The 25,221-nt window shown below is 24.8% G+C and carries 19 protein-coding genes, 3 tRNA genes and 1 pseudogene; 16 read left to right on the top strand and 7 right to left on the bottom strand.

The features are described 5' to 3' along the window. Window positions 1-281 precede the first annotated feature (281 nt). The 8 genes from ilvD to U0T59_02725 all read left to right on the top strand — a co-directional run bounded on the left by ilvD (window position 282) and on the right by U0T59_02725 (window position 8,260). The gene (gene ilvD, locus U0T59_02760; GenBank protein XBC43319.1) at window positions 282-2,117 is read left to right on the top strand and encodes a dihydroxy-acid dehydratase; all 1,836 of its coding nucleotides are present in this window, start codon (window positions 282-284) and stop codon (window positions 2,115-2,117) included. Window positions 2,118-2,221: 104 nt separating this feature from the next. Beyond that, window positions 2,222-3,697 (top strand): ketol-acid reductoisomerase, encoded by a 1,476-nt coding sequence (ilvC, locus tag U0T59_02755; protein ID XBC43318.1) that lies wholly within the window; start codon window positions 2,222-2,224, stop codon window positions 3,695-3,697. A 101-nt stretch (window positions 3,698-3,798) separates the two neighbouring features. Then, window positions 3,799-5,784, top strand: coding sequence for a 3'-5' exonuclease (locus tag U0T59_02750; protein ID XBC43317.1), 1,986 nt, complete (start codon window positions 3,799-3,801; stop codon window positions 5,782-5,784). 102 nt (window positions 5,785-5,886) lie between these two features. Beyond that, window positions 5,887-6,222, top strand: coding sequence for a thioredoxin TrxA (gene trxA / locus U0T59_02745; GenBank protein XBC43316.1), 336 nt, complete (start codon window positions 5,887-5,889; stop codon window positions 6,220-6,222). Between the two features lie 200 nt (window positions 6,223-6,422). Continuing rightward, on the top strand, window positions 6,423-7,682 hold the full coding sequence (gene rho, locus U0T59_02740) for a transcription termination factor Rho (protein ID XBC43315.1): 1,260 nt from the start codon (window positions 6,423-6,425) through the stop codon (window positions 7,680-7,682). A 264-nt stretch (window positions 7,683-7,946) separates the two neighbouring features. Further along, window positions 7,947-8,020: transfer RNA gene (locus U0T59_02735), tRNA-Arg, on the top strand. A gap of 51 nt (window positions 8,021-8,071) precedes the next feature. Then, window positions 8,072-8,144, top strand: a tRNA-His gene (locus tag U0T59_02730). Window positions 8,145-8,186: 42 nt separating this feature from the next. Beyond that, window positions 8,187-8,260 (top strand) — tRNA-Pro (locus U0T59_02725). A 795-nt stretch (window positions 8,261-9,055) separates the two neighbouring features. Here U0T59_02725 and cyaY read toward each other — a convergent pair. After that, window positions 9,056-9,379: an iron donor protein CyaY gene (gene cyaY, locus U0T59_02720; GenBank protein ID XBC43598.1), complete on the bottom strand. Its 324-nt coding sequence runs from the start codon at window positions 9,377-9,379 to the stop codon at window positions 9,056-9,058. A gap of 248 nt (window positions 9,380-9,627) precedes the next feature. Here cyaY and dapF point away from each other — a divergent pair, with 248 nt between their 5' ends. The 4 genes from dapF (at window position 9,628) to U0T59_02700 (ending at window position 15,596) form a co-directional block, all read left to right on the top strand. Further along, the gene (gene dapF, locus U0T59_02715; protein XBC43597.1) at window positions 9,628-10,452 is read left to right on the top strand and encodes a diaminopimelate epimerase; all 825 of its coding nucleotides are present in this window, start codon (window positions 9,628-9,630) and stop codon (window positions 10,450-10,452) included. 228 nt (window positions 10,453-10,680) lie between these two features. Continuing rightward, window positions 10,681-11,970 carry an MFS transporter gene (locus U0T59_02710; protein XBC43314.1) on the top strand — a complete coding sequence of 430 codons (1,290 nt, stop codon included), beginning with the start codon at window positions 10,681-10,683 and terminating at the stop codon, window positions 11,968-11,970. A gap of 215 nt (window positions 11,971-12,185) precedes the next feature. Next, window positions 12,186-13,685: an inorganic phosphate transporter gene (locus tag U0T59_02705; GenBank protein XBC43313.1), complete on the top strand. Its 1,500-nt coding sequence runs from the start codon at window positions 12,186-12,188 to the stop codon at window positions 13,683-13,685. Between the two features lie 732 nt (window positions 13,686-14,417). Next, window positions 14,418-15,596: a hypothetical protein gene (locus U0T59_02700; protein ID XBC43312.1), complete on the top strand. Its 1,179-nt coding sequence runs from the start codon at window positions 14,418-14,420 to the stop codon at window positions 15,594-15,596. Between the two features lie 146 nt (window positions 15,597-15,742). Here the strand turns inward: U0T59_02700 and coaD are convergent, their stop codons facing one another. Further along, window positions 15,743-16,228, bottom strand: coding sequence for a pantetheine-phosphate adenylyltransferase (gene coaD, locus U0T59_02695; protein XBC43311.1), 486 nt, complete (start codon window positions 16,226-16,228; stop codon window positions 15,743-15,745). Between the two features lie 462 nt (window positions 16,229-16,690). Beyond that, a complete protein-coding gene (locus U0T59_02690; GenBank protein ID XBC43310.1) occupies window positions 16,691-17,440 on the bottom strand; it encodes a ferredoxin--NADP(+) reductase in 750 nt (249 codons plus the stop codon). A 667-nt stretch (window positions 17,441-18,107) separates the two neighbouring features. On the opposite strand from U0T59_02690, the gene U0T59_02685 reads away from it, so the two are divergent. From U0T59_02685 to zapB, 3 genes and pseudogenes are all read left to right on the top strand, one after another. Continuing rightward, complete coding sequence (locus tag U0T59_02685; GenBank protein XBC43309.1) at window positions 18,108-19,685, top strand: anthranilate synthase component 1; 1,578 nt, start codon at window positions 18,108-18,110, stop codon at window positions 19,683-19,685. A gap of 2 nt (window positions 19,686-19,687) precedes the next feature. After that, window positions 19,688-20,257, top strand: a pseudogene (locus U0T59_02680) (gamma-glutamyl-gamma-aminobutyrate hydrolase family protein). A 424-nt stretch (window positions 20,258-20,681) separates the two neighbouring features. After that, window positions 20,682-20,921: a cell division protein ZapB gene (zapB, locus tag U0T59_02675; protein ID XBC43308.1), complete on the top strand. Its 240-nt coding sequence runs from the start codon at window positions 20,682-20,684 to the stop codon at window positions 20,919-20,921. 232 nt (window positions 20,922-21,153) lie between these two features. Here zapB and hslU read toward each other — a convergent pair whose 3' ends face one another. The 3 genes from hslU to U0T59_02660 form a co-directional block, all read right to left on the bottom strand. Then, entirely contained in the window at window positions 21,154-22,488 is a 1,335-nt protein-coding gene (gene hslU, locus U0T59_02670; GenBank protein XBC43307.1) for an HslU--HslV peptidase ATPase subunit, read from the bottom strand. 11 nt (window positions 22,489-22,499) lie between these two features. Continuing rightward, the gene (gene hslV, locus U0T59_02665; GenBank protein XBC43306.1) at window positions 22,500-23,030 is read right to left on the bottom strand and encodes an ATP-dependent protease subunit HslV; all 531 of its coding nucleotides are present in this window, start codon (window positions 23,028-23,030) and stop codon (window positions 22,500-22,502) included. 328 nt (window positions 23,031-23,358) lie between these two features. Beyond that, window positions 23,359-23,637, bottom strand: a complete 279-nt coding sequence (locus U0T59_02660; protein XBC43305.1) for a hypothetical protein — start codon at window positions 23,635-23,637, stop codon at window positions 23,359-23,361. A gap of 312 nt (window positions 23,638-23,949) precedes the next feature. Here U0T59_02660 and rpmE point away from each other — a divergent pair, with 312 nt between their 5' ends. Beyond that, the gene (rpmE, locus tag U0T59_02655; protein ID XBC43304.1) at window positions 23,950-24,156 is read left to right on the top strand and encodes a 50S ribosomal protein L31; all 207 of its coding nucleotides are present in this window, start codon (window positions 23,950-23,952) and stop codon (window positions 24,154-24,156) included. 56 nt (window positions 24,157-24,212) lie between these two features. On the opposite strand, the gene U0T59_02650 is transcribed toward rpmE, so the two are convergent. Further along, a complete protein-coding gene (locus U0T59_02650; protein XBC43303.1) occupies window positions 24,213-25,109 on the bottom strand; it encodes an N-acetylmuramoyl-L-alanine amidase in 897 nt (298 codons plus the stop codon). Between the last annotated feature and the right edge of the window lie 112 nt (window positions 25,110-25,221).

The following is a 25,221-nucleotide window of genomic DNA, read 5'->3' as shown; positions in this document are numbered from 1 at the left end:
ATTTTAACTTAAACGTTGCTTGATAATATTTTTTTAAAAGGTATTTATTTTTTTCATTTTTTTTAAAGCGATATTTTTCTTAATGTATTTATTAATGATATTTTGCATTAGAGTTATGAAAATATTGTCTGTCTGTTTTAAATATTTTATATCTACTTTTTTAAAAATTATCGTTAAGACATAATTTTTTATATTTTTTAGTAAATATATTTTTATACATAAATTTATAACAAAAATTTGAGATAATTTTTAAAAAGCTATTTTTAAAGGAACAAACAATTATGCCAAAGTATCGTTCTTCAACAACTACTCAAGGACGCAACATGTCTGGAGCACGATCGTTATGGAGAGCTACAGGCATGACTGATTTAGATTTTAATAAGCCTATTATTGCAGTGGTAAATTCTTTTACTGAATTTGTTCCTGGACATATTCATTTACGAACATTAGGTAAACTTGTTTCTAATGAAATTCATGCAGAAGGAGGAGTAGCTAAAGAATTTAATACTATTGCTATAGATGATGGAATTGCTATGGGACATTCTGGAATGTTGTATTCTCTTCCGTCTCGCGAATTAATAGCGGATTCTGTGGAATATATGGTTAATGCGCATTGTGCAGATGCTATGATATGTATTTCAAATTGTGATAAAATTACTCCAGGTATGTTGATGGCAGCTATGCGTTTAAATATTCCATCTGTATTTATTTCTGGTGGACCCATGGAATCTGGAAAAATCAATATAAAAGGAAAAGTTAAAAAATTGGATTTAATAGATGCTATCGTACATAGCGCTAATCCAAATATTCCAGATGATTTAGTTAATGAAATTGAGCGTTCTGCTTGTCCTACCTGTGGTTCTTGTTCTGGTCTATTTACTGCTAATTCTATGAATTGTCTTACTGAAGTACTAGGTTTATCGTTACCTGGTAATGGTACATTATTGGCAACACATATAGATAGAAAAAAGTTGTTTGTTGAATCAGGAAAATTAATTGTTAAAATCACTAAAGAATATTACGAACATAATAATCAGAACGTATTACCTCGAAATATAGCTTCAAAAGAAGCTTTTTTGAATGCTATGACTTTAGATATTGCTATGGGTGGATCTACGAATACTATATTACATTTGTTAGCAGCTGCTCAAGAAGGAAAAATTAACTTTAAAATGTCTGATGTTGATGTTTTATCTAGAAGAACTCCTCATTTATGTAAAATAGCTCCAAATAGTTCCATATATCATATGGAAGATTTTCATCGTTCTGGTGGAGTAATGGGTTTACTTGCAGAATTAAATCGTATTCATTTATTAAATAAAAATACATATAATATACTTGGGTTAAATTTGGAAGAAACATTAAATAAATATGACATTTTAACAACGAAAGACAAAAATGTTATAGATATGTTTCATTCAGGTCCTTTTGGAAAAAAAACAGTTCAACCATTTACTCAAGCATATAAATGGGAATCATTAGATAAAGATCGTCAACATGGGTGTATTCGATCTTATCAGTTTGCTTTTAGTCATGATGGAGGGTTAGCTATATTATATGGTAATATTGCAAAAAATGGTTGTGTTGTTAAGACTGCTGGAGTCAAAAAACAAAATTTAGTGTTTAGAGGTAATGCAATAGTGTTTGAAAGTCAAGAAGATGCAGTAACAGCAATTTTGGGAGGGAAAATTAAAAAAGGTAGTGTTATCGTTATATGTTATGAAGGTCCAAAAGGAGGTCCTGGCATGCAAGAAATGTTATATCCTACTACTTATTTAAAAGCAATGGGTTTGCATGAATGTTGTGCTTTAATAACAGATGGTCGATTTTCTGGAGGTACTTCTGGTTTATCTATAGGACATATTTCTCCTGAAGCAGCCAGTAAAGGAAATATTGCTTTAATTGAAAATAATGATGTTATTGATATTGATATACCTCGTCGTATTATACATTTGAATATTACTCAAGATGAATTATCATTGAGAATAAAAAAGGAATATAAAAGAAAGCAATTATCTTATACTCCTAAATTTCGAAAACGTTATATATCGTCTGCATTGAAAATGTATGCATTATTTGCTAAAAGTGCAGATCAAGGTGCAATTAGAAAAATATAATTTTAAAATTTATTTTTTAAGTTTACCGTTGTCTAATATAGTGAAAATTTTTAGTGATTTAAATATGTAGTTTTTTCTTATTTTATTAAATAATGGATTTTTTTATGAAAAATTATTTTAATTCACTTAATTTTCGTCAAAAATTAAGTAATTTACAACAATGTCAATTGATAGAAAAATGTTTTCTTTCTGAGACAAATAATGTTTTAAAAAATAAAAATATTGTTATTGTTGGATGTGGTTCACAAGGCTTGAATCAAGGTTTAAATATGCGAGATTCAGGTTTACACGTTTCCTTTGCATTACGGAATGCTTCTATTTTAGAAAAAAATCAGTCTTGGATGAATGCTACTACTCATGGGTTTTTTGTAAGTACGTATGAAGATATTATCCCTACAGCAGATTTAGTTATAAATTTAACTCCTGATAAACAACATAAAAAAGTAGTAGTATTGTTACAAAAATTTATGAAAAAAAATTCTGTTCTTGGTTATTCTCATGGATTTAATATTGTCGAGATGGGCCAATTTATACGAAGCGATATTACAGTAATTATGGTTGCTCCGAAATGCCCAGGAACAGAAGTAAGAAAAGAATATATGCGAGGTTTCGGTGTACCTGCTTTAATTGCTGTACATCCTGAAAATGATCCATTTCAAAGTGGACTGGATATTGCAAAATCTTGGGCTATTTCTATTGGTAGTCATCGTGCAGGTATTTTACATTCTTCTTTTGTAGCAGAAGTTAAATCAGATTTAATGGGTGAGCAGACTATTTTATGTGGGATGTTACAAGCTAGTTCTTTAGTTTTTTATGAATATCTTGTTTCTCAAAATATTAATTTAAACTATGCAGGAAAATTAGTGCAATCAGGATGGGAAGTTATTACTGAATCACTTAAACACGGTGGAATTACATTAATGTTAGATAGGTTGTCTAATACTGCAAAAATTAGAGCATGTTTTTTATCTACACGATTAAAACAAATGTTTTCTCCTTTGTTTAGAAAGCATATGGATGATATTATTTCAGGTGAATTTTCTAAATGTATGATGAACGATTGGGAAAATAATGATAAAAAATTAAAAGAATGGAGATTAGAAACACGTAATACTGATTTTGAGAAGTGTAATACGTATTGTAGTAATATATCAGAACAAGAATATTTTGATCATGGGTTGTTGATGGTTGCGGTATTAAAGGCTGGTATTGAATTGTCATTTGAAGTTATGATTGAATCAGGAATTAAGAAAGAATCAGCATATTATGAATCTTTACATGAATTGCCGTTAATAGCTAACACTATTTCTCGCAAACGTCTTTATGAAATGAATTTAGTAATTTCTGATACTGCTGAATATGGAAGTTATCTGTTTGCGCATGCAGCAATACCGTTATTAAAAGAATTTATAAATGAATTAAAACCAGGTGATCTTGGAAAAAAAATTTTTGATGTAGAAGTGAATAATTTAGTTTTAAATAAGATAAATAATGATATTAGAAATCATCCTATAGAGTTAATTGGTAAAAAATTGAGGCAATATATGACTGATATGAAACCTATTACAATTAGTAAATAAACATGATATTTTGCATTTTTATATTATGAATACAAAATTTTAAAATAAAAATAATATTTTTTACGGTAATTTTAGATTAAATATAGTGTTATAAATTTTCTATGGATTTAAATATAAACCAAAATGAAGCTGTTCATTACATTTCAGGTCCTTGCTTAATATTAGCTGGAGCAGGATCAGGAAAGACACAAGTGATTATAAAAAAGATTGTTCACTTAGTTGATAAATGTAATTTTAATCCAAAAAATATTTTTGCTATTACTTTTACCAACAAAGCTGCAAATGAAATGAGAAATAGAATTACTAATCAATTATCTTCTCATGTTGCAAGACAACTCACTATTTCAACATTTCATGCGTTAGGATTAAATATTATTAAATGTGAATGTAATTATCTAAATATTCAATCTAATTTTTCTATTTTTGATGAACAAGATCAAATATCTGTATTAAAGAATATTACGAAAAAAAAAGATAAGATATTTTTAAAAAAAGTTCGTATTGCGATTTCTAGTTGGAAAAATAAACTAATGGATTCTTATAATGCAAAAATTAATGCGCGATCTGATTTAGAAAAAGATTATGCATCTTATTATGAATTATATGAATTATACCTTAAATCATGCAATACATTAGATTTTGATGATTTACTTTTTTTACCTACATTGTTATTGAAAAGTAAGATATTCTTGCAAAAGAAATGGGAAAAAAAAATTCAATATTTATTAGTTGATGAATATCAAGATACTAATAGTATTCAATATGAACTAATAAAGTTATTAAATATTAATTATCCCAATTTTACTTTAGTAGGTGATGATGATCAATCTATTTATTCTTGGAGAGGAGCTAGAGTACATAATTTTTCATTATTAAAAACAGATTATCCAAAATTACGTATAATAAAATTAGAACATAATTATCGTTCTTCCGGTAGAATTTTAAAAGTTGCAAATTATTTAATAAAAAAAAATCCACATTTTTTTGAAAAAAAATTATTTTCTAATTTAGAATACGGACCTATTGTAAATGTAATATCTGCTAAAAATGAAGAAGAAGAAGCTAAATTAGTATTAAAAAAGATATTAGCTCATAAGTATCTTAATACAAATAAATATCAAGATTATGCTATATTATATCGAAATAATTATCAAGCTAAAATATTTGAAAAAATATTAATAAATTTTAAAATTCCATATAACATTATAACTAGTTCATCCTTTTTTTCTCGTCCTGAAATTAAAGATTTATTAGCATATTTAAAATTAATACTTAATCCAAATGATGATATGGCTTTTTTAAAAATAATAAATAAACCTCCTAGAGGATTAGGTATTGTTACTTTAAATAAATTAAAAGAATGGAGTAAAAAAAGAAAAAAAAGCTTGTTTTATTCTAGTAGCGATTTCGGTTTGCAGTTTATTTTAACACCTCGAAGTTTTGATGCATTACAAAAATTTTTATTTTTAATAAAAACGTTAACAGAAAATATTTATGTTCAACCTGTAGTTATGTTGAATAATCTTATTTCTAATATAGAATATGATATATGGCTATCTAAAACTTTGAAAAGTTTAAAATTGTATGAAACAAGTATAAAAAATATGCATATGTTATTGAATTGGATGATTGAGTTAATAAAAAAATATAAAAATCCACATAAATCTGATTTTCTTTCAGAAATTTTAACTCAATTTATTCTGCATAATGAACTAGAAGATAAACATCGTAATAGTGATCAAGTTCAACTAATGACATTGCATGCCTCTAAAGGATTAGAGTTTTCTTATGTATTTATAATAGGAATGGAAGAAGGAATTTTACCTCATCAAAGTTCTGTGAATAATAATATCGATGAAGAAAGACGATTGATGTATGTTGGTATTACTAGAGCTAAAAAAGAATTATTCCTTAGTTATTCTGAAACCCGTTATCAGTATGGAGAAATGATTTATACTTCTCCTAGTCGGTTTTTGTTAGAGTTGCCAAAAAATGATGTATTTTGGACAATAAATAAAGTTCAAGATAATATTAGAAACTTCCGCAATAAAAATATTTTTTATATTAAAAATATGCGTAAACGTTAGAATGAATATATATATATAATTTATGTAGTTATTTTTTAATATGTATTTTTTGAATATAGATAACTTTTATGCATAACTAATTATTTTTTGTTAAGGATCATTATGAAAGGAAATATAATTAATTTAAATGATGCAAACTTTAATGAAAAAGTTTTAGAATCTAATAAGATAGTACTAGTTGACTTTTGGGCGAATTGGTGCCATCCATGTAAAATATTATCTCCTATTTTAGAAGAAATATCTATAGAATATAGTCAGTACTTAATTATTGCAAAAATAGATGTTGATGCTAATCCTAATATTGCACCTAAATATTCAATTAGAGGAATTCCTGCATTATTGTTATTTCAAAAAGGTAAATTAATAGCTACTAAAATTGGTTCTTTGTCTAAAAGTCAGTTAAAAGATTTTTTGGATACTAATTTAAAACAAACATAAAATGCGTATTCTTATTTTAAATATTAAAATTTTTTAAAACTTATAGATTTAATACTACCAATATGGTAGTATTAAATGTTTCTTGATTTTAAAATATTGCAAACAACAAATTAGTTCTATATGAGTTATTTTATTTATTTTATTCTATATGTCAAATATCATTTCGAAATCGATTCTGATTTTACTAAGAACCTATCATTATGAATCTTACTGCATTAAAAAATATACCAGTTTCTGAATTAATCATTCTTGGTGATAATGCAGGATTGGAAAATTTAGCACGTATGAGAAAACAAGATATTATCTTTTCTATATTAAAACAACATGCAAAAAGTGGAGAAGATATATTTGGAGACGGTGTTTTAGAAATTTTACAAGATGGATTTGGTTTTTTACGTTCTTCTGACAGTTCGTATTTAGCAGGTCCTGATGATATTTATGTTTCTCCTAGTCAAATTCGAAGATTTAATTTACGGACAGGTGATACCATTTCTGGTAAGATTCGTCCTCCAAAAGAAGGTGAAAGATATTTTGCATTATTGAAAGTTAATAAAGTAAATTATGATAAACCTGAAAATGCTAGAAGCAAAATCTTATTTGAAAATTTAACTCCTTTACATGCTAATTCTCGTTTGCGAATGGAAAGAGGTAATGGCTCTACTGAAGATTTAACCGCACGAGTATTAGATTTAGCATCTCCTATTGGAAGAGGACAAAGAGGTCTAATTGTAGCTCCTCCCAAAGCTGGTAAAACAATGCTTTTACAGAATATAGCGCAAAGTATTGCTTATAATCATCCTGATTGTGTTTTAATGGTTTTACTTATAGATGAAAGACCAGAAGAAGTCACTGAAATGTGTAGATTAGTTAAGGGAGAAGTAGTTGCTTCTACATTTGATGAACCAGCTTCTAGACATGTGCAGGTGGCAGAAATGGTGATTGAAAAAGCAAAAAGATTGGTAGAACATAGAAAAGATGTTATTATATTATTAGATTCTATTACAAGGTTGGCTAGAGCTTATAATACGGTAGTACCAGCATCAGGTAAAGTATTAACAGGTGGAGTAGATGCAAATGCTTTACATAGACCTAAACGTTTTTTTGGTGCTGCACGTAACGTAGAAGAAGGAGGTAGTTTAACTATTATAGCAACAGCATTAATTGATACAGGCTCAAAAATGGATGAAGTTATTTATGAGGAATTTAAAGGAACAGGAAATATGGAATTACCTTTATCAAGAAAAATAGCAGAAAAACGTGTTTTTCCAGCAATTGATTATAATAGATCAGGAACGAGAAAAGAAGAATTGTTGACTCAACCTGATGAATTACAAAAAATGTGGATTTTGCGAAAAATAATTCATCCTATGAGTGAGATTGATGCTATGGAATTCTTAATAGACAAATTGGCAATGACTAAAACTAATAATGAATTTTTTGATATGATGAAGCGTTCTTAATTTTGTTTAGTGACTATTAATATTATTTTTTTAATAATAATAAATTAAGTACTATTGATTAATATTTAAAATTAGGTGATTTTAGGATCATTATTTTAGATTTATAAATTGAATATAAAAATTATCTATTATAATGATATTTTTTATATTCAATTTTTTAATATATTTATAGATTTAAATAATTTTAAATTGATTGAAATATTTAATAAAATGTGTTAGCTTAAAAATCTAGATTGTAAATAAATAATATTACATTATAAAAGAGCGTTCGTAGCTCAGTTGGATAGAGCGCTACCCTCCGAAGGTAGAGGTCTCAGGTTCAAATCCTGTCGAACGCAAATATTTATTTTTTAAATGTTATAATATTTTTATTTATGTATACTTCTATGGTGGCCATAGCTCAGTTGGTAGAGTCCTGGATTGTGATTCCAGATGTCATGGGTTCGAATCCCATTGGTCACCCATTTGAATGTTTCAGTAGTTTTTTTAAAAATATTTTTATTTCGGTGAGTAGCGCAGTTTGGTAGCGCAACTGGTTTGGGACCAGTAGGTCAGAGGTTCAAATCCTCTCTCACCGAAAATTTATTTTTTAGAGCAGTATTATTTCAGTAATAAACAATTAATTATTAATAATTAATTGTTTATTTTTTTACTTGTATTTTTTTAAGATTTATAAAAAATGAATATAATGCTTATTTTAAACGAAATGTTATAAATGTAGTTTATTTTTTAGTTTTTTAACATTTATGTTTAATAAATATTGTTCATTTTTTTTTGGATAAAATTTTTAAAAAACGTTTTTTACTATTGAATTTATTCTAAATAATATTCATTATTTCAATAATAATTTATGTAAGTATTCATTCAGTACTTTACATGATATTCATTACATTTTGGCATGATATTCTTAAATTTAGTTACACACAATATTATAAGTTTTACTATTATGACAATCTTTTAAATCAAGATTAATAGAATATTTATTTTAATGTATGGGTATTTATTTAAATATTAATTTTTAGTTAAAAACATTAGTAATAGTTTCTTTCTATTATAGTTAATTAATTTTTTTTAAAAATATTTTTACTATTTGAAATACATAAGAATTATTTTTTTTATTTTAAATAATAAATGTTACTTGATATAATCAAATAGTTCTAATAAGTATAAAATATGTTCTAAATATTAAATTTGTTTAATTTGTATGCAATAAATTTTTATTAAAAAATTTTTGAGATATATTGTTTAGTTTTTTCGTGTAAGTTTTTATTTTTAAAGATTTATTAATAGTGTTTGAGTTTTTTAATAATACATAGTTGCTGAAGATGATTTTATAGTTGTGAAAGAGTTAACTAACATTTTTATTGTACGTTTCAATTGGAAAATTTAATATTTTCATGGGTTTGATGTGAACACGATTTTTCTAAAATATACCAGAATTCTTTTTGAGTACGATGACATATCCATTTCGGTTTTTTATATTCAAAGTGATATCCTAAATTATATGTAGCTAACCAAACTTGATGTAATGATTCTTGTTTATTAATAATAATTTTTCTTTTATTTTCAAAAGTTATTGTTATTACATTATAATTTTTTTCGCAATCAATATCTGATTTTCCTTTATAATTATCAATATTGCGTTCTATAGAGAGAAATAGTTGATCAGTTAATTTATGAAAGTCAAGATTGTTTATCATATATGTTTTTTTATATTTTTTTAGAAATTTTTATGTAATATAACAATAGTATTATTATAAATAATATACAAGAAAAATATTTTTACTTAATTTAGTTAATATAAAATATAAAATGTTTTGTAATATTATTTAAAACGCATAGTACTTTCAAATAAATTATAATTGAATTATATTGTTAAAATAGTACAATTTATTATATTGAAAACAAGGATAAATATAATGATGTTAGCTAAAAAAAAATGCAAATAAATTTCTCTAAAATGCATGGATTAGAAAATGATTTTATAGTTTTAAATAATATTAAAGGTAATTTATATTTTACACCTCAAATTATACAATATTTATCTCATCGACGTACAGGAATTGGTTTCGATCAATTATTAATGTTAGAATCTCCTATAAAAGAAAAAACGGATTTTCATTATCGTATTTTTAATGCCAATGGAACAGAGGTGTCACAATGCGGAAATGGTGCTCGATGTTTGGCATTATTTTTAATATTAAATAAAATTGTAAAAAAGAAAATTATTTACATTAGTACTAATACTAGGATAATTATTTTACATATATTAAAAAATCAACAAGTATGTGTGGATATGGGTATTCCATTATTTAAACCACAATATATACCTTATTTAGGATTTAATATTAAAAATTATTTTTCTACTTTAATTTTAGGGAAAGTAATAAAATATTATATTGCTTCAATGGGTAATCCTCATTGTATTATTATTGTAAAAGACATTAAAAATTATCCAGTAAAAGAAATCGGTTCTATTCTGAGTGTTCATAAATTGTTTCCTAAGGGAGTAAACGTTGGTTTTATGGAAATTGTTTCAACAAAACAGATTTTGCTTCGAGTTTACGAAAGAGGAGTAGGGGAAACACGATCATGCGGTAGTGGTGCTTGTGCTGCTGTTGCAGTAGGAATTAAGGAAAAAATGTTATCTAATAAAGTTCAAGTAGATTTATTAGGTGGACAATTGAGAATATGTTGGAATGGATCTTTAGAACATTTATATATGATAGGTTCAGCTACGCATGTGTATGATGGATATTTTTTTTTATGATGTTATTATAGATTTTTAAATAATATATTTTTATTAATATATTATGTATATTTCTTTTATATGTCAGTGCAAAAATTTTTAAATGGAGAAGTATAGTATAATTACCAAGAAAAACTCGATATATATACAATATTTCTTTTAGATGATATAAAAAATTTTAAATATAATATTTCTAAATATATTTAAAAATCTTTAATTAAGAATTGTATCCTTAAAAAGGAATATATTTTGCATTTTTTAAATAAAAAATTGATTTTAAAAAATCAACGTCATATTAGTAAATATAAAGATATGCAAATTCAAGAAAATATAAATGATAATAAATATTATATAGAAAAAGGTACAAAAAAGTTTATAGAAGTAACAATTTCTTTGTTTCTAGCAGGTTTTGCAACATTTTCTATTTTATATTGTGTTCAGCCTATTTTATTTTTATTATCTAAGAGTTTTTCTTTAAGTCCTGCAGAAAGTAGTTTATCACTGTCATCTTCTACTGCTATGATGGCAATAGGTATGTTATTTACAGGTCCATTATCAGATAGAATAGGTAGAAAAAAAGTTATGTCTATTTCTTTATTACTGGCAACTTTTTTTACTTTTTGTTGTTCGCAAATGAATAGTTGGGAAAATGTCATATTTATGAGAGCTCTAACGGGATTAGCGTTAAGTGGTGTAGCAGCTGTAGCTATGACATATCTTAGTGAAGAAATACATCCAAATACTTTATCATTTTCCATGGGATTATATATTAGCGGAAATACTATTGGTGGTTTTTTTGGTAGGTTTTTGAGTAGTTTTTTAGCAGAAAATTTTTCATGGAGATTAGCACTAGAATGGATCAGTATTTTAGCGTTTATTTTTTCAGTTTTTTTTATATATTTATTACCACATTCAAAAAATTTTCGTTCTGTTTCGTTACGTCCTCGAAAAATTTTTACTCATTTTATATTACAATGGAAGAATCCTGTTTTATCTAAATTATTTATGATGGGATTTCTTTTAATGGGTAGTTTTATTACAATTTTTAATTATATTGGATATAGATTGTTGTCTAAACCATTTTATGTAGATCATAACACGATAGGTATGTTATCAATGATTTATTTAATAGGTGTATATAGTTCTCCTAAAGCAGGCATGCTTATTAAAAAATATACTAAAGGCATTATGCTAATATTGTCTTTAATTATGATGATTATCGGTATTTTAATTTCGCAATGGAATGAAATAATTTTAGTTGTTTTAGGCTTAATATTTTTTGCAGCTGGATTTTTTGCAGCACATTCAGTTACTAGCACGTGGATAGGTCAACATGGAAATGATAATAAAGGTTATACTTCATCTATTTATTTGTTTTCATATTATTTAGGATCTAGTATTTTGGGTACAATTAGTGGAATGTTTTGGATAATAGGACAATGGATAGGAATTTCAGTATTTGTTATTATTGCTTTGTGTATGGGAATTATATTAGCAATGCGATTAAATAGTATAACTTATAATATAAGAAAAAGATAATTTTTTAGAACTAACTGTATTTGACTATTAATATTTATAAAATATGTTTTTATAAAGTATTTTTAAAATAATAAAAAGTTTATTTTGTAATTAATATCATTATTTTTGTATAATGTTTATATTTATTTTAATTGTATACAATTATCTCTTTCTCTATCTAGATTTCTCACAGATAATGAATTAAATCTATATTTTTAAAAAATGGTTTAAGGATTATGTCTTTTTTGTTTTCTTATTCGAATTATAATAGTAATTTTTTAATAATTATTGCTTTTGTAATGATTTTGTCATATGAAGTAATTAATGGTTTTCATGATTCTGCTAATGCTATAGCTACTATAATTTATACTCATACACTTAGTTCAGAGTTAGCTGTTATAGTTTCTGGAATTTTTAATTTCTTAGGAGTAATGTTTGGAGGATTGAGTGTCGCTTATACTATTGTACATCTTCTTTCTATTGACTTGTTATTAAACATTAATTCGTCGTATGGCTTAAAAGCTATTTTTTCTATTTTATTTGCTGCTATGTTATGGAATTTATGCACGTGGTTTTTTTATTTACCTACTTCTAGTTCTCATACATTGATTGGAACTATTATTGGAATTAACATTACTTATGCTATAAGTAATCATTTTTCTATTATTGGTTCTTTTAATTTTAGTAAATTATTAAATGTATTTTTATCTTTAATCATTTCTCCAATATTAGGTTTAGTATTTTCTGGAATTTTAGTTTTGCTTTTTCAACGTTTTTGGAAGATTAGCAACAATAACAGTTGTTATTATACTACTAATATAACTCAAAATAGTTATGATCCATGTCATCGAAATGTTAATCCTCCATTTTTAGTTAAAACTGTATTAATTTTATCTTCAATAGGTGTTAGTTATTCGCATGGAGCAAATGATGGTCAAAAGGGAATTGGATTAATTATGTTAGTTTTAATATGTCTTTTTCCATCCGAATATTTTGTTAATTTAAATGCATCGAAATGTGATATCAATCAAACTAAAAGTTCTGTTTTAAATTTAGAAAAATATTATATACATAACAAATTTAGTTTGCAAAAAAGTGTAGATATTATGTCTACGCGTGCAACGAATATTAAATTTCTGTCTTTTAAACGATCTCCTGATGAAAAAATGTTAGCAATTTTCCATTATGCATATAATTTATTGCAAGGTAAATTGAGTTATACAGAATTAAATATTGATCAACGTTATAAATTACGCCAATCATTACTTTATATCACTGAATTTATAGATATAATTAATCAAGATTTTATGATTAAATCCACTGACAAACATTTTTTAAATAATTTGAAAAAAGATTTGTTATATACTGTTGAATATGCTCCTATATGGATAATTGTACTGGTAGCAGTATCATTGTCTATTGGCACTGTTATAGGGTGGAGGAGAATAGCAATGACATTTGGAGAAAAAATTGGAACAAAAAATATGACATATGCGCAAGCTATGGCATCTCAATTAACATCTGCTATTTCTATAGGTACAGCTAGTTATACTGGAATTCCGGTTTCAACTACTCATATTGTTTCTTCATCTATTACTGGAACCATATTGATTAATGGAGATGAAGTACAAATGCGTACTATAAAAAATATTATTGTTGCGTGGATATTAACTTTTCCTGTTTCTATGATATTATCTAGTAGTTTATATTGGATTAGTTTGAAATTTATTAGTTAAAATTTATAAAGTTAGTATAATGATACATGTTATCACTGTTTAATTTCAGATAAACGTTGAAATTTTAATGTTTATCTGACAGTATGTAATAATTGAATTTTTAATAAAAATGTATTATTAAATAGAAATAAGTGTATAATGTTAACGATCAAGTAAGACTTTTTATTTTATTTATTTAATATTTAGTATTTAAAGACTTTTGATTTAATAATTTGTTGACGTTTTAAAATTTTTATTTATATAATGAATTAGTATTTAATATTTTTAAAATTTAATTTATTTTAGTATAATAATTTACTATATATATCAATTTTTTTAAAGTTTGTTATTTTTTATGTTATTATTCTCCGTTAATATATAATTATTAAGTTAGTTTATGGTACAGAAAAGTTCATAATATATTATAAAAATGTATTTTTAATGTAGTGTTTAATGTTCTAAATATTTGTCTTTTTGCTTTTAGTTAATAGTTCAAATTTTGATTAAATAAATAGAATATTAATAGATAAAATTAAGTATATTATCATATATAAATATATACCTTAAAATAGTAATTAATAAAAAATAAAATTATTTTAAGATTTTAAATAAATTTTAAAAAGTTAATGTGTTTAAAACGATTAGTTATGTTTATTTTTTAAATATTTTCAATAAAGTTTAATGCAAAACTTGACTAAAAAATTAAATTAAAGTAAAAGTAACTAATAAAAAAAAGTTAGAGGACGTAATATTATGTCATCAATGTCAGTTGTAGATAGTGTACAATCTGTAAATGTGAATAAAAACACACACCCTCAAGATATTTCAAAACATAAAAATGCTGTTTATTTTCCTTCTAAGCAAAACGATATAGTACAATTATCTTCTTATCAGCAGGACGACGTTAATTCCATGTATCCTGATGATTATAATGGTCAAATTATAGATTTTCCAATGGATGCTACTATGATTCGTGATTTTTCATTAATAAATGAAGATTCACAAAAAACGGATCAATTAAAGGGTTTTGCTTCATTTCTTATTCCTGCTTTTGCTTTTGTCAAAAGAATTACACCAGATTTTGTTTTGCCAAGTATGTTACAATTTAATTTTACTCCTTTATCGAATTTTTTTGATTCAATATTAAGTTCGGTATCAGATACTTGCGCATTAATATATGATACTGGAGAACAGGCTTTTAATGCAACTGTTAAATTTATAAAAAATACCAGTGAGTCTGTATTTAATACTTCTGTAGATTTTGGTAAAAGTGTAATATCTACTGTTACTGATTTTTATAATAGTTTGACTTCTAGTTCAGATGATGATGCTGAAATTCAAACTAATAGTATACCTGTAGCAGATAGTTCTACTCAAGTTAACGAAAAAGTCGAAAGCGACGATGTTAAAAAACCTTATTGGTATGCGTTGAACAAAACTAGCGATGGTAAGGATCAAATATTTTTAGGCAATAAGTTTCAAAATTATTTTAATCAATTGCGACAAACTTCTCAATTGAATGATAACTTTCTTTTTGAAGGCAATGATTCTTTATTGCAAGTTAATGGACAACAAATTTCTAATTACTCTCCAGAAGAAATGTTAAATAGTTTTAAATATGCAGTTCCTAATTTAGAATCAAGACAATTAATTTCTGCATATTCTAATAAAGATTTATTCTCTAAACCATACATTGAACTATTTTCTGCACGTCCAGAATTAGCTGATTTAAAAGTACAAGATGTAAAAACGTCTTATGTTGTTGATGAATTAAATGATGGAACATTTCGACTTGTTGCTACTAGTAAATCAAAATTAGATTCAAGTCATAAGATAGATGGAAATATGCATGATTCATTTGGATTACAAGCATCAACAATTTTATCCAAAGATAAAATTTCAGATATAGAATATGCATACTTTTTAATGTAATATTTAGTAAATAATTATCTATTTAAGCATTTTTATATTTTTTAAAATATTGGAGTATATAAAATGTTTTTAATTTATATACTCCATTTTTCATTAGATTTTAGTTTTATATATGACATGCAATAAAAATAGTATTTATAATATTTTTATTTTTTGTACTTTTTTAATAAAGCGTGTTGTACTAGTTCTGGAATATAATCTTTTGCATTTCCTCCGTATTTAACGATTTCTTTTATTAATGATGAAGAAATAAAAGCGAATTTTGGAGATGGAAAAAATAAAATATTTTCTAAATTTGGAGCTAGTTTTTTATTTATGGTAAACATTTTTAATTCATATTCAAAGTCTAATGATGTTCGCATGCCTCGGATTATATAATCTATTTTTTCAGTTTGAGCAACATGGACTAATAAATTTTTGAAACTGATAATTTTTGTGATAGTTTTAAATTCGTAAGTAACTTGTTGTATTAATTTTATACGTTCTTTTATATTAAATAGGGTTTTTTTTTCAGAATCTTCAAAAACAGCAACTATAACAAAATTAAATATTTTTGTTGCTTTTTTTAAAATGTCTAAATGACCAAAAGTAATTGGATCGAATGTTCCAGGATAAATTGCTTTTTTTTTCATCGATTGTAATATTTATAGATTATTTCATTAGTACATGAAATATTAAAACAAATTTTTAAAAAATGATTATAATAAGAAAAATTAATTTATAATTAGTAGTTTTTGATCAATATCATTAATGTATTTAGTGAGTATTATTGATTAATTTATAATTTTTTTTAAATATTATGTCTATTAAATATTATTTCTTAAACATGTTTATATGTGTACAAATTATAGAAAGTTTGGAGTATTATATTTAATTTTTAATCGTTTTATTGCAGTATTTAGCATTTAATTTTTTTAGTTGATCATTTATAAATTTTAAAAAAATGTATATAATGATATTTTGAATAATAAAAATTACTCCAATAGATTTTTAAACGATGTTTTTAAAATTTTTTTTACTATGTGAATATAAATATTAAGGTTATATCAATTTTTATGCATGATAGATCTTTTATATAATATGAGGTATTATTTTTACCAGTAGTTTTCGCTAGTAATTTGACCTGGATTTTTTCGAAGATGTTTTTTCATTTCTCTGTTTTCTATAAGAAATTTTTTTGTATCTTTTACCATGTTAGGATTACCACATAACATCACATGACATGTGTCTTTGTTAATTTTAAATCCTAGTTTATTTTCTAGTATATTATTTTCTAGTAATTTTGGAATTCTTCCATGCAACGAAAAATTAGTTACTTCTCGGCTTATAATTATTTGTATATGTAGTTTTCCATCATATTGTTTTTTCAATTTATTAATTAAAGGTAAATATATTAAATCATTATAATATCGTACTGCATGTACGAGTATAATATTTTTAAATTTTTTGGTATTTCTTTCATTTTTTAAAATAGAAAGATAAGGACCAATTCCTGTTCCAGTAGCAAACATCCATAGGTTTTTACAGTATGGAATTTCTTTTAAAATAAAAAATCCTAGCGCTGTTTTTCTAATCATTATTTTATCCATGCATGATAGGCAATACAATTTGGGAGTTAATTGACCTTGTGGTATTAGTGTGATACAGAATTCTAGATTAATATCTTCAGGTGTATTGACATATGAATATGCTCTTTGAATTTTTGTTCCATTTTTTTGGATATATAATAGTCTAGAAAATTGCCCTGGAATAAAGGGATGAATAGATGCATTTAAAATTAAACTAAATAAAGTATTATTCCATTTTTTAATTTGTATTATTTTAGCTGTAGTCCAATCGTTCATATTAGATATCCTCTTTAATATTATTATACATAGATTTGTAAAGTTTTATATCATCCGTAAATGGTAATTTGTTTTATATGTTAGATAGAGAATTAATGAGCGTAATAAAACTATATTTTTTAATATATATTTATCATTATATAAGCGAAAGTGTGGCAACTAAATTTAAAAAAATAAAAGTAATAATTTTAAAAGTATTTATATCTATTAAAATATTTCTTTTTTTAATTGTACTAATAAGATAACATATTTTATAATTACTGTTATTCTCTGTGTTGAAGATTTATAAATATATTTTATTTAATTGGAATTATGATTATGGTTTTTTATTTTGTACACTAATGTTTAGTTTTAGTTATTTTTAAGAATTTTTATACTTGTATTTAAATTGATGTTTAATTTAGTAAAAATATATCATAATATTATATTTTTAGTATTTTGATTTTTTAAATGTTATATGAGAAAAGTGTATATAAAAATAATTGATAACATGTAATGCGATATTGGAGAATTTTGACATTACAAATATTTAAATTAGTTCAATTTATTATTGTCATAGATCATGTGTTATAATTTTTTGTATAATCATAAAATAAACTATATTAGTGTAATAAAAATACAATGTAATATTTTTAAGTATTTACACTGACTATAGATGTAAAATAATATGAAACAATATAAAAAAATAAATAAACATCTTAATATAATGGATGTTTTGAAAGTTGAAGCGCAGTACCGATCAAATCCGACAGCTATTTTTCATCATATTTGTCGTGGAAAAAATAATACATTACTTTTAGAATCGGCTGAAATTAATAAAAGATATAATTTAAAAAGTATGATGATTATAGATTCTGCTTTACGAATTTCGGCATTAAACCAAATAGTAACATTGGAAGCATTAACGAAAAATGGAGAAAATTTATTACCTACTTTTAAATCTTTATTGCCAAAAGAAGTAAAAATATTATCTCATAAAAAATTTTTAAGAGTTCAATTTCCTGAGATTCCAAGAAATATAGATGAAGATCAAAAATTACATGCATTGTCTGTATTAGATTCAATACGGTTTTTAATAAGAAGTATTACAAATAATATGGATTCTAAATCTATGTTTTTTGGAGGTTTATTTGCATATGATTTAGTATCTCATTTTGAGTCATTACCAAAATTAAAAACAACTCAATCTTGTCCTGATTTTTGTTTTTATTTAGCTGAAACATTATTAGTTTTAAATCATAAGAAAAAAACTTGTTATATACAAGCTAGTATATTTTCCATGGATGTTTTTGAAAAAAGTAGGTTGAAACGTAGATTATTAGAAGTAAAAGAACAATTGTCCCAATATTTACATTCATTGAAACCTGTAATATTAAAGAAAATGATTTTAAAATATAATAAAACAGATCAAGAATATAGTAATATTATTAAAAACATGCAGAAATCAATATTTATTGGAGATGTTTTTCAAGTAGTTCCTTCAAGACGGTTTTATTTACCGTGTATTGATTCATTAGCTGCTTATGACGTATTAAAAAAGAATAATCCTAGTCCATATATGTTTTTCATGCAAGATGCCAATTTTACTTTATTTGGAGCATCTCCAGAAAGTGCTTTAAAATATGATGAATCATCTAGACAAATTGAGATTTATCCTATTGCAGGAACTAGACCAAGAGGAAGAAAAATAGATGGATCTTTAGATTTAGATTTAGATAGCAGAATAGAATTAGAAATGCGAACTAATCATAAAGAACTGTCTGAACATTTAATGTTAGTAGATTTAGCTCGCAATGATTTAGCTAAAATTTGTGATCCTGGTACTCGCTATGTAGCAGATTTAACTCAAGTAGATCGCTATTCTCATGTGATGCATTTAGTTTCTAGAGTAGTAGGAAGATTAAAATCTAATTTAGATGTATTTCATGCGTATCAAGCATGCATGAATATGGGAACTTTAAGTGGTGCTCCTAAAATTCGAGCAATGGAGTTAATTTCTAATGCAGAAGGAGAAAGAAGAGGTAGTTATGGAGGATCTATAGGATATTTTACTGCTTCAGGGTCTTTAGATACATGTATTGTAATTAGATCTGCATATGTTGAACATAATATTGCTACTATTCAAGTAGGAGCTGGAATAGTTTTAGATTCTATACCACAATCAGAGGTAGACGAAAGTAAAAATAAAGCTCAAGCAGTATTACAAGCAATTGCTGAGTCGCATTCTTGTCATATAGAGTATTAATAATGAATAATAATGTACTTTTATTAGATAATATTGATTCGTTTGCTTATAATTTAGTTGATCAACTTCGAACTAATAATTATAATGTTGTTATTTATCGTAATACAACCCCTATTGATATTATTTTAACAAAAATTTCTAAAATGTGTAATCCAGTTTTGATGTTATCTCCAGGTCCTGGAAATCCTGATAATGCAGGTTGTATGCCTGATTTATTAAAAGAAATGCGAGGAAAAATTCCGATTGTTGGTATTTGTTTAGGACATCAAGCTATTGTAAAGATGTATGGAGGAAATATAGAATGTGCTGGAGAAATATTACATGGAAAATCTTCTTTAATTACGCATGACGAAAAAGCAATGTTTTTCGGTATGCCTAATCCTTTTTCTGTAGCACGGTATCATTCTCTTATTTGTAGTAATATTCCTAAAACATTGATTGTAAATGCTTATTACAATAATATGGTAATGGCTGTTCGTAACGATAGTGAAAAAATTTGTGGTTTTCAATTTCATCCTGAATCTATATTAACTACACAAGGCGTAGAGTTTTTGAACAAAGTAATGGCATGGATTTCAGAATAAATAAATTTATGATTCTATAAAATTTTTTATATAATGAATTGTATAAAGTAAATTTTATGAAATTAATTTTTTCATTTATTAATATCTCGAAATATTTTATTTTACAACGTATATTAATATTTTATGTTATAGCTAGTATTTTGGTTTTAGTTATATAAATTTTTTGACAAATAAATTACTTGATATAAATAAGATATAGTTATAATAATCTTTATGCAAACATCGAAATTTTTATAATGTTGTTTCATTTAAATAATAGAATTATTAAAAATTGTTGTTGTATAAATTCAAAAAAATTTTTAATAATTCTAAAACATGAATATCTTTTTATGCTTTTATAAATTTGATTAAAAGTATTTTATTTTTTAATATAAGAATAAAAACAGTGATATTTTTATAAGGAAATTAATTAATGATTTTTGAGACATTTTCGAAGTTAGAAGAAAAAATACAACAAGCTATTGATACTATTTTGTTGTTACAAATGGAAGTAAAAGAATTAAAGGAAAAAAACGATAATCAAAAACAAGAAATGAATTTAATATTATCAAATAGTGTTAAATTGGAAGAAGAAAATAAAAAATTAAAAGAAGAAAGAGATATTTGGAAAGATATGCTAAATGGATTATTGAGTAAAATAAATAATATGTAGAGTTTTTATATATTATTTATTAAAATTATTAAAAGATAGTGTATTATGTACATATATTATTCGCACATAAAATTATTATATATTATATCATGAATATTTGAAGTAATATTTATTTTAATATAATTTTTTAAATGAATAATATTTCTTATTACAAGTACAATATCTTTCCTATCTTTATTCCTAAGATAGGAAAGTGATTTGCTTCTTATTAAAAAATTACTCATTGAAATAATTAAAGAATAAATCGGTTTAGATCGTTATTTAGAACAAGGTTGTCTAAATGTTCACTTACATATTTTTCGTCTATATTAATTGTTAATTCATTTTTATTCTCACTAGCATTAAATGAAATATCTTCCATTAAATGCTCTAATACAGTATATAGTCGACGAGCGCCAATATTTTCTATTGATTCATTGACTTTCCATGCCGCTTCAGCAATATGTCGAATTCCCTCTTTAGTAAAGTTTATTTGAACTTTTTCTGTTTGCATTAAAGCTTTGTATTGGACAGTTATTGACGCTTTTGGTTCTGTTAAGATTAATTCAAAATCGTCAATTGTTAATGCTTGTAATTCTACTCTGATTGGAAGTCGACCTTGTAGTTCTGGAATTAAATCTGCAGGGGTAGAAATTTGAAAAGCTCCTGATGCGATAAATAAAATATGATCTGTTCTGACCATACCATGCTTAGTAGAAATTGTACAACCTTCAATTAATGGTAATAAGTCACGTTGTACTCCTTCTCGTGAAATGTCAGGTCCCGTTGATCCTCTGTTTTTACATATTTTATCGATTTCATCAATAAATACAATTCCATGTTGTTCTACTGCATAGATTGCTTCTCGTTTGAGTACTTCTAAGTTGATTAATTTAGTTGATTCTTCTTCTATTAGTAGTTTCATTGCATCTTTAATTTTTAGTTTTTTTATATTTTTTTTTCTCCCTCCTAAATTTTGAAATAATGATTGTAATTGATTGGTTAGCTCTTCCATTCCTGGTGGAGCCATTATTTCTACTCCCATGGGTGCTGTAGAAATGTTTATTTCAATTTCTTTTTCATCCAATTGTCCTTCTCGCAATTTTTTTTTAAATAATTGAATAGCTGCAGTAGGTTTATTAGAGATTTCCGATTCTTTCCATTCTTTTTCAATAGTAGGAACTAAAACATTTAAAATTCGTTCTTCTGCCATTTCTTTTGCTTTGCTTTTATTTTTTTTAAATGCTTGATTGCGTACCATTTTTATGGATAATTCTGTTAAATCTCTGATAATTGAGTCTACTTCTTTTCCTACATATCCTATTTCTGTAAATTTTGTAGCTTCTACTTTAATAAATGGAGCCTTAGCTAATGTTGCTAATCGTCTAGCAATTTCTGTCTTTCCTACTCCAGTAGGACCTATCATTAGGATGTTCTTGGGTGTTACTTCAGATCTTAATTCTTTTTTTAATTTCATACGACGCCAGCGATTTCGTAAAGCAATGGCTACAGCTCGTTTTGCTTTTTCTTGGCCAATGATGAATCGATTAAGTTCTGTAACTATTTCGCGGGGAGTCATGTCTGACATAAAGATAATCCTTACTTTTCTGAAGTTAGTTCTTTAATAGTAAAAACATCATTTGTATATATGCAAATTTTAGAGGTAATTTTAAGTGCTGCTTTTACGATCTGTTTTGCAGTAAGAGAAGTGTTTTCTAACATTGCTTGTGCTGCTGCTTGTGCATAAGGACCACCAGAACCAATAGCCATAAGATCGTTTTCTGGTTGAATTATATCTCCATTTCCTGTAATAATAAATGATTTTTCTTTATTTGCTACTGCTAGTAAAGCTTCGAGTTTACGTAATATTTTGTCAGTACGCCAATCTTTAGCTAATTCAATTGCTGCGCGTTGCAGGTGTCCTTGATACATTAATAATTTTTTTTCAAATAATTCAAATAATGTGAATGCATCAGCTGTTCCTCCAGCAAATCCTGCAATGACCTTATCATGATATAATGTTCTTACTTTCTTAACATTACTTTTCATAATAGTGTTACCTAATGTTGCTTGTCCATCTCCTCCGATAACTACTTTTTTTTTAAGGCGAACACTAATAATGGTTGTCATAAAATGTATTTCCTTATATACACTTTGATCACATTAAAATGTTAATGATTAGATTTTAACATTTGTTAGAAGAATATTTAAAATATTTATTGTGGTAGTTGTTTTGTGTACTATATTTAATAGTTTATTTTTTTAAAGAAAAAGCATTGTATTTATTATATGTATGATTTTTTAGTTGTTTTATTTCTAAAAAATAGTGGTTAGACTGATTAACGTTTTGATAGGTTTTATAAGTAAACATAATATGCTAAATATAAACGCTGTTGCATGAGTTAATCAGTGTATAAATGTTCGCATGTGTTTTTTTGAATGCATAATCATACGATGTTTAAATATCGTTTTTCAACTCATATATGTATTTCCATTTTTCTTTAGGTTGTTTTGGAATATTATTTATGTTTCTTTTTTTTAGTTCTTTAGTTTTTAAATAACTATTTTTATTTTGTAATATTTTTGGTTCAAATAATATATTGATTGATATGATCAATGATAATATTATAATTGATATTAACATGGTAATTATAACAATGTTATTAGTTTTAGTACTATTTTTTTTTAGAGTAGTGTACTTAAATGTATTATAGAATAAAAAATCTTTGTTAATCATTTTTAAGATATTATATTGTTTGGAATAAATATGTTGTTTTTAATTAAAAATAAATATGAAATAGATTGTTTTTTATCAAGTAATATTTATTTTTTAACCATTTATTGGGTAAATATATATTATAAAATTTAAAAAATAAGTATATTGATTTCGGTAGTTGTAAATATATATAATAGCAGTATACTTATTTAAAAAAAATAATTTTTTTTCTTATAATTTTTGATGTTATGATGCTCTATTAAAATTTGTTTTTTATAAAAGTATATTATGTTATTAACATTTTGTATTTAAAATATAAAAATGGACGGCTTTATGAAAAAAAATATTCATCCTAATTATTCTGAAATATCAGTTATGTGTTCGTGTGGTAATTCTATTAAAGTTTTTTCTACGTTGCGTAAAAATATAAATATTGATATATGTGCTCAATGTCATCCTTTTTATACTGGTAAACAAAGAATAGCAGATACTGGTGGTCGCATTGAAAAGTTTAATAAAAAGTTTAAAATGAATAGTTGATAACGAGATAAATTTTTTAAAAATAAAGTATGAGTTTGTTTTTTAAAAACGTTGTTTTATTTTTTTAGTTTGCATGGTATTTTAAAAAAGTATTTCGTTAATCCAAGATATATAGAATCGACAATTTTTTTTTGATAAGTTTCGCTGTTTAGTTTTTTTTCTTCTGATGTGTTGCTTATAAATCCTGTTTCTATGAGTATAGATGGAAAATTAGGAGATTTTAATATTCCAAAACTGGCACGTTTAGGATGAGATTCATATACAGAATGAGTTTTTTTAAGTTCTTTTATAATTTTTTTGGCTAATAAGTATCCTGATTTTTGAATATGATTGAATTGTAAGTCTAACATAATTGATTTTAAGTATGGTTTTGTGTTTTTTTTTAAAAAATATTTTTTATTTTTTTTGAATAATTTTATTTTTTTCGTGTTTTTTTTTGATAAGTAATGTATTTCAGAGTTCATTCTTTTTTTTGATAAAATCCACGTAGATAATCCAGATATTTTTGGATTGTTTGATGAATTAGTATGAATAGAAATTAATAAATTAACATTTTTCTTTTTAGCAATGTTAATACGTTCTTCAATAGATAAGTAATAGTTTCCATTTCTTATCATGATTACTTGGAATAATTTTGATTTGTTTAATTTGTGTTTTAATTTTTCAGAAATTGCGAGATTAATATTTTTTTCTTGAGTTTTGTTAATTCCAATTGCTCCGGGATCTTGTCCTCCATGTCCAGCATCAATAGCAATGACAATTTTTTTTATTTTTTGATATTTTTGGATAAAACTTTTTTTATGAAATGTTTTTTTTTTGTAATTTTTATTATTTATATCTGAATTAGCTGAGATTAAATGTTTAAATTGAAAATTTTTAGTTTTAGGATAAATTTTATAAAAAAAATTTTTTAAAAATATAAAAAAAACGATAGTGATGCAATGATATTGCATTATGTTTTATATTAAAAACATATATATTATTATTATGTTTTTTGTAATGAGATAACAATTCAGATGATGCGTATACAGGATTGAAAGAAGTTACATTAAATAAAAAAAATAT

It is taken from the genome of Buchnera aphidicola (Meitanaphis flavogallis) (assembly GCA_039830035.1).
Taxonomy (GTDB): domain Bacteria; phylum Pseudomonadota; class Gammaproteobacteria; order Enterobacterales; family Enterobacteriaceae; genus Buchnera_B; species Buchnera_B aphidicola_AZ.
The sequence above is the reverse complement of the archived record's forward strand: the minus strand, read 5'-3'. Positions and strand labels throughout refer to the sequence as shown.

What these genes read in the sequence shown, in the direction of transcription:
- U0T59_02750 (XBC43317.1), top strand. Translation starts at nt 3,799, where the DNA reads ATGGATTTAAATATAAACCAAAATGAAGCTGTTCATTACATTTCAGGT.
- U0T59_02690 (XBC43310.1), bottom strand. Translation starts at nt 17,440, where the DNA reads ATGAACGATTGGACTACAGCTAAAATAATACAAATTAAAAAATGGAAT.
- zapB (XBC43308.1), top strand. Translation starts at nt 20,682, where the DNA reads ATGATTTTTGAGACATTTTCGAAGTTAGAAGAAAAAATACAACAAGCT.
- U0T59_02700 (XBC43312.1), top strand. Translation starts at nt 14,418, where the DNA reads ATGTCATCAATGTCAGTTGTAGATAGTGTACAATCTGTAAATGTGAAT.
- trxA (XBC43316.1), top strand. Translation starts at nt 5,887, where the DNA reads ATGAAAGGAAATATAATTAATTTAAATGATGCAAACTTTAATGAAAAA.
- U0T59_02650 (XBC43303.1), bottom strand. Translation starts at nt 25,109, where the DNA reads ATGCAATATCATTGCATCACTATCGTTTTTTTTATATTTTTAAAAAAT.
- U0T59_02705 (XBC43313.1), top strand. Translation starts at nt 12,186, where the DNA reads ATGTCTTTTTTGTTTTCTTATTCGAATTATAATAGTAATTTTTTAATA.
- hslV (XBC43306.1), bottom strand. Translation starts at nt 23,030, where the DNA reads ATGACAACCATTATTAGTGTTCGCCTTAAAAAAAAAGTAGTTATCGGA.
- U0T59_02685 (XBC43309.1), top strand. Translation starts at nt 18,108, where the DNA reads ATGAAACAATATAAAAAAATAAATAAACATCTTAATATAATGGATGTT.
- ilvC (XBC43318.1), top strand. Translation starts at nt 2,222, where the DNA reads ATGAAAAATTATTTTAATTCACTTAATTTTCGTCAAAAATTAAGTAAT.
- rho (XBC43315.1), top strand. Translation starts at nt 6,423, where the DNA reads ATGAATCTTACTGCATTAAAAAATATACCAGTTTCTGAATTAATCATT.
- ilvD (XBC43319.1), top strand. Translation starts at nt 282, where the DNA reads ATGCCAAAGTATCGTTCTTCAACAACTACTCAAGGACGCAACATGTCT.
- rpmE (XBC43304.1), top strand. Translation starts at nt 23,950, where the DNA reads ATGAAAAAAAATATTCATCCTAATTATTCTGAAATATCAGTTATGTGT.
- hslU (XBC43307.1), bottom strand. Translation starts at nt 22,488, where the DNA reads ATGTCAGACATGACTCCCCGCGAAATAGTTACAGAACTTAATCGATTC.
- coaD (XBC43311.1), bottom strand. Translation starts at nt 16,228, where the DNA reads ATGAAAAAAAAAGCAATTTATCCTGGAACATTCGATCCAATTACTTTT.
- U0T59_02660 (XBC43305.1), bottom strand. Translation starts at nt 23,637, where the DNA reads ATGATTAACAAAGATTTTTTATTCTATAATACATTTAAGTACACTACT.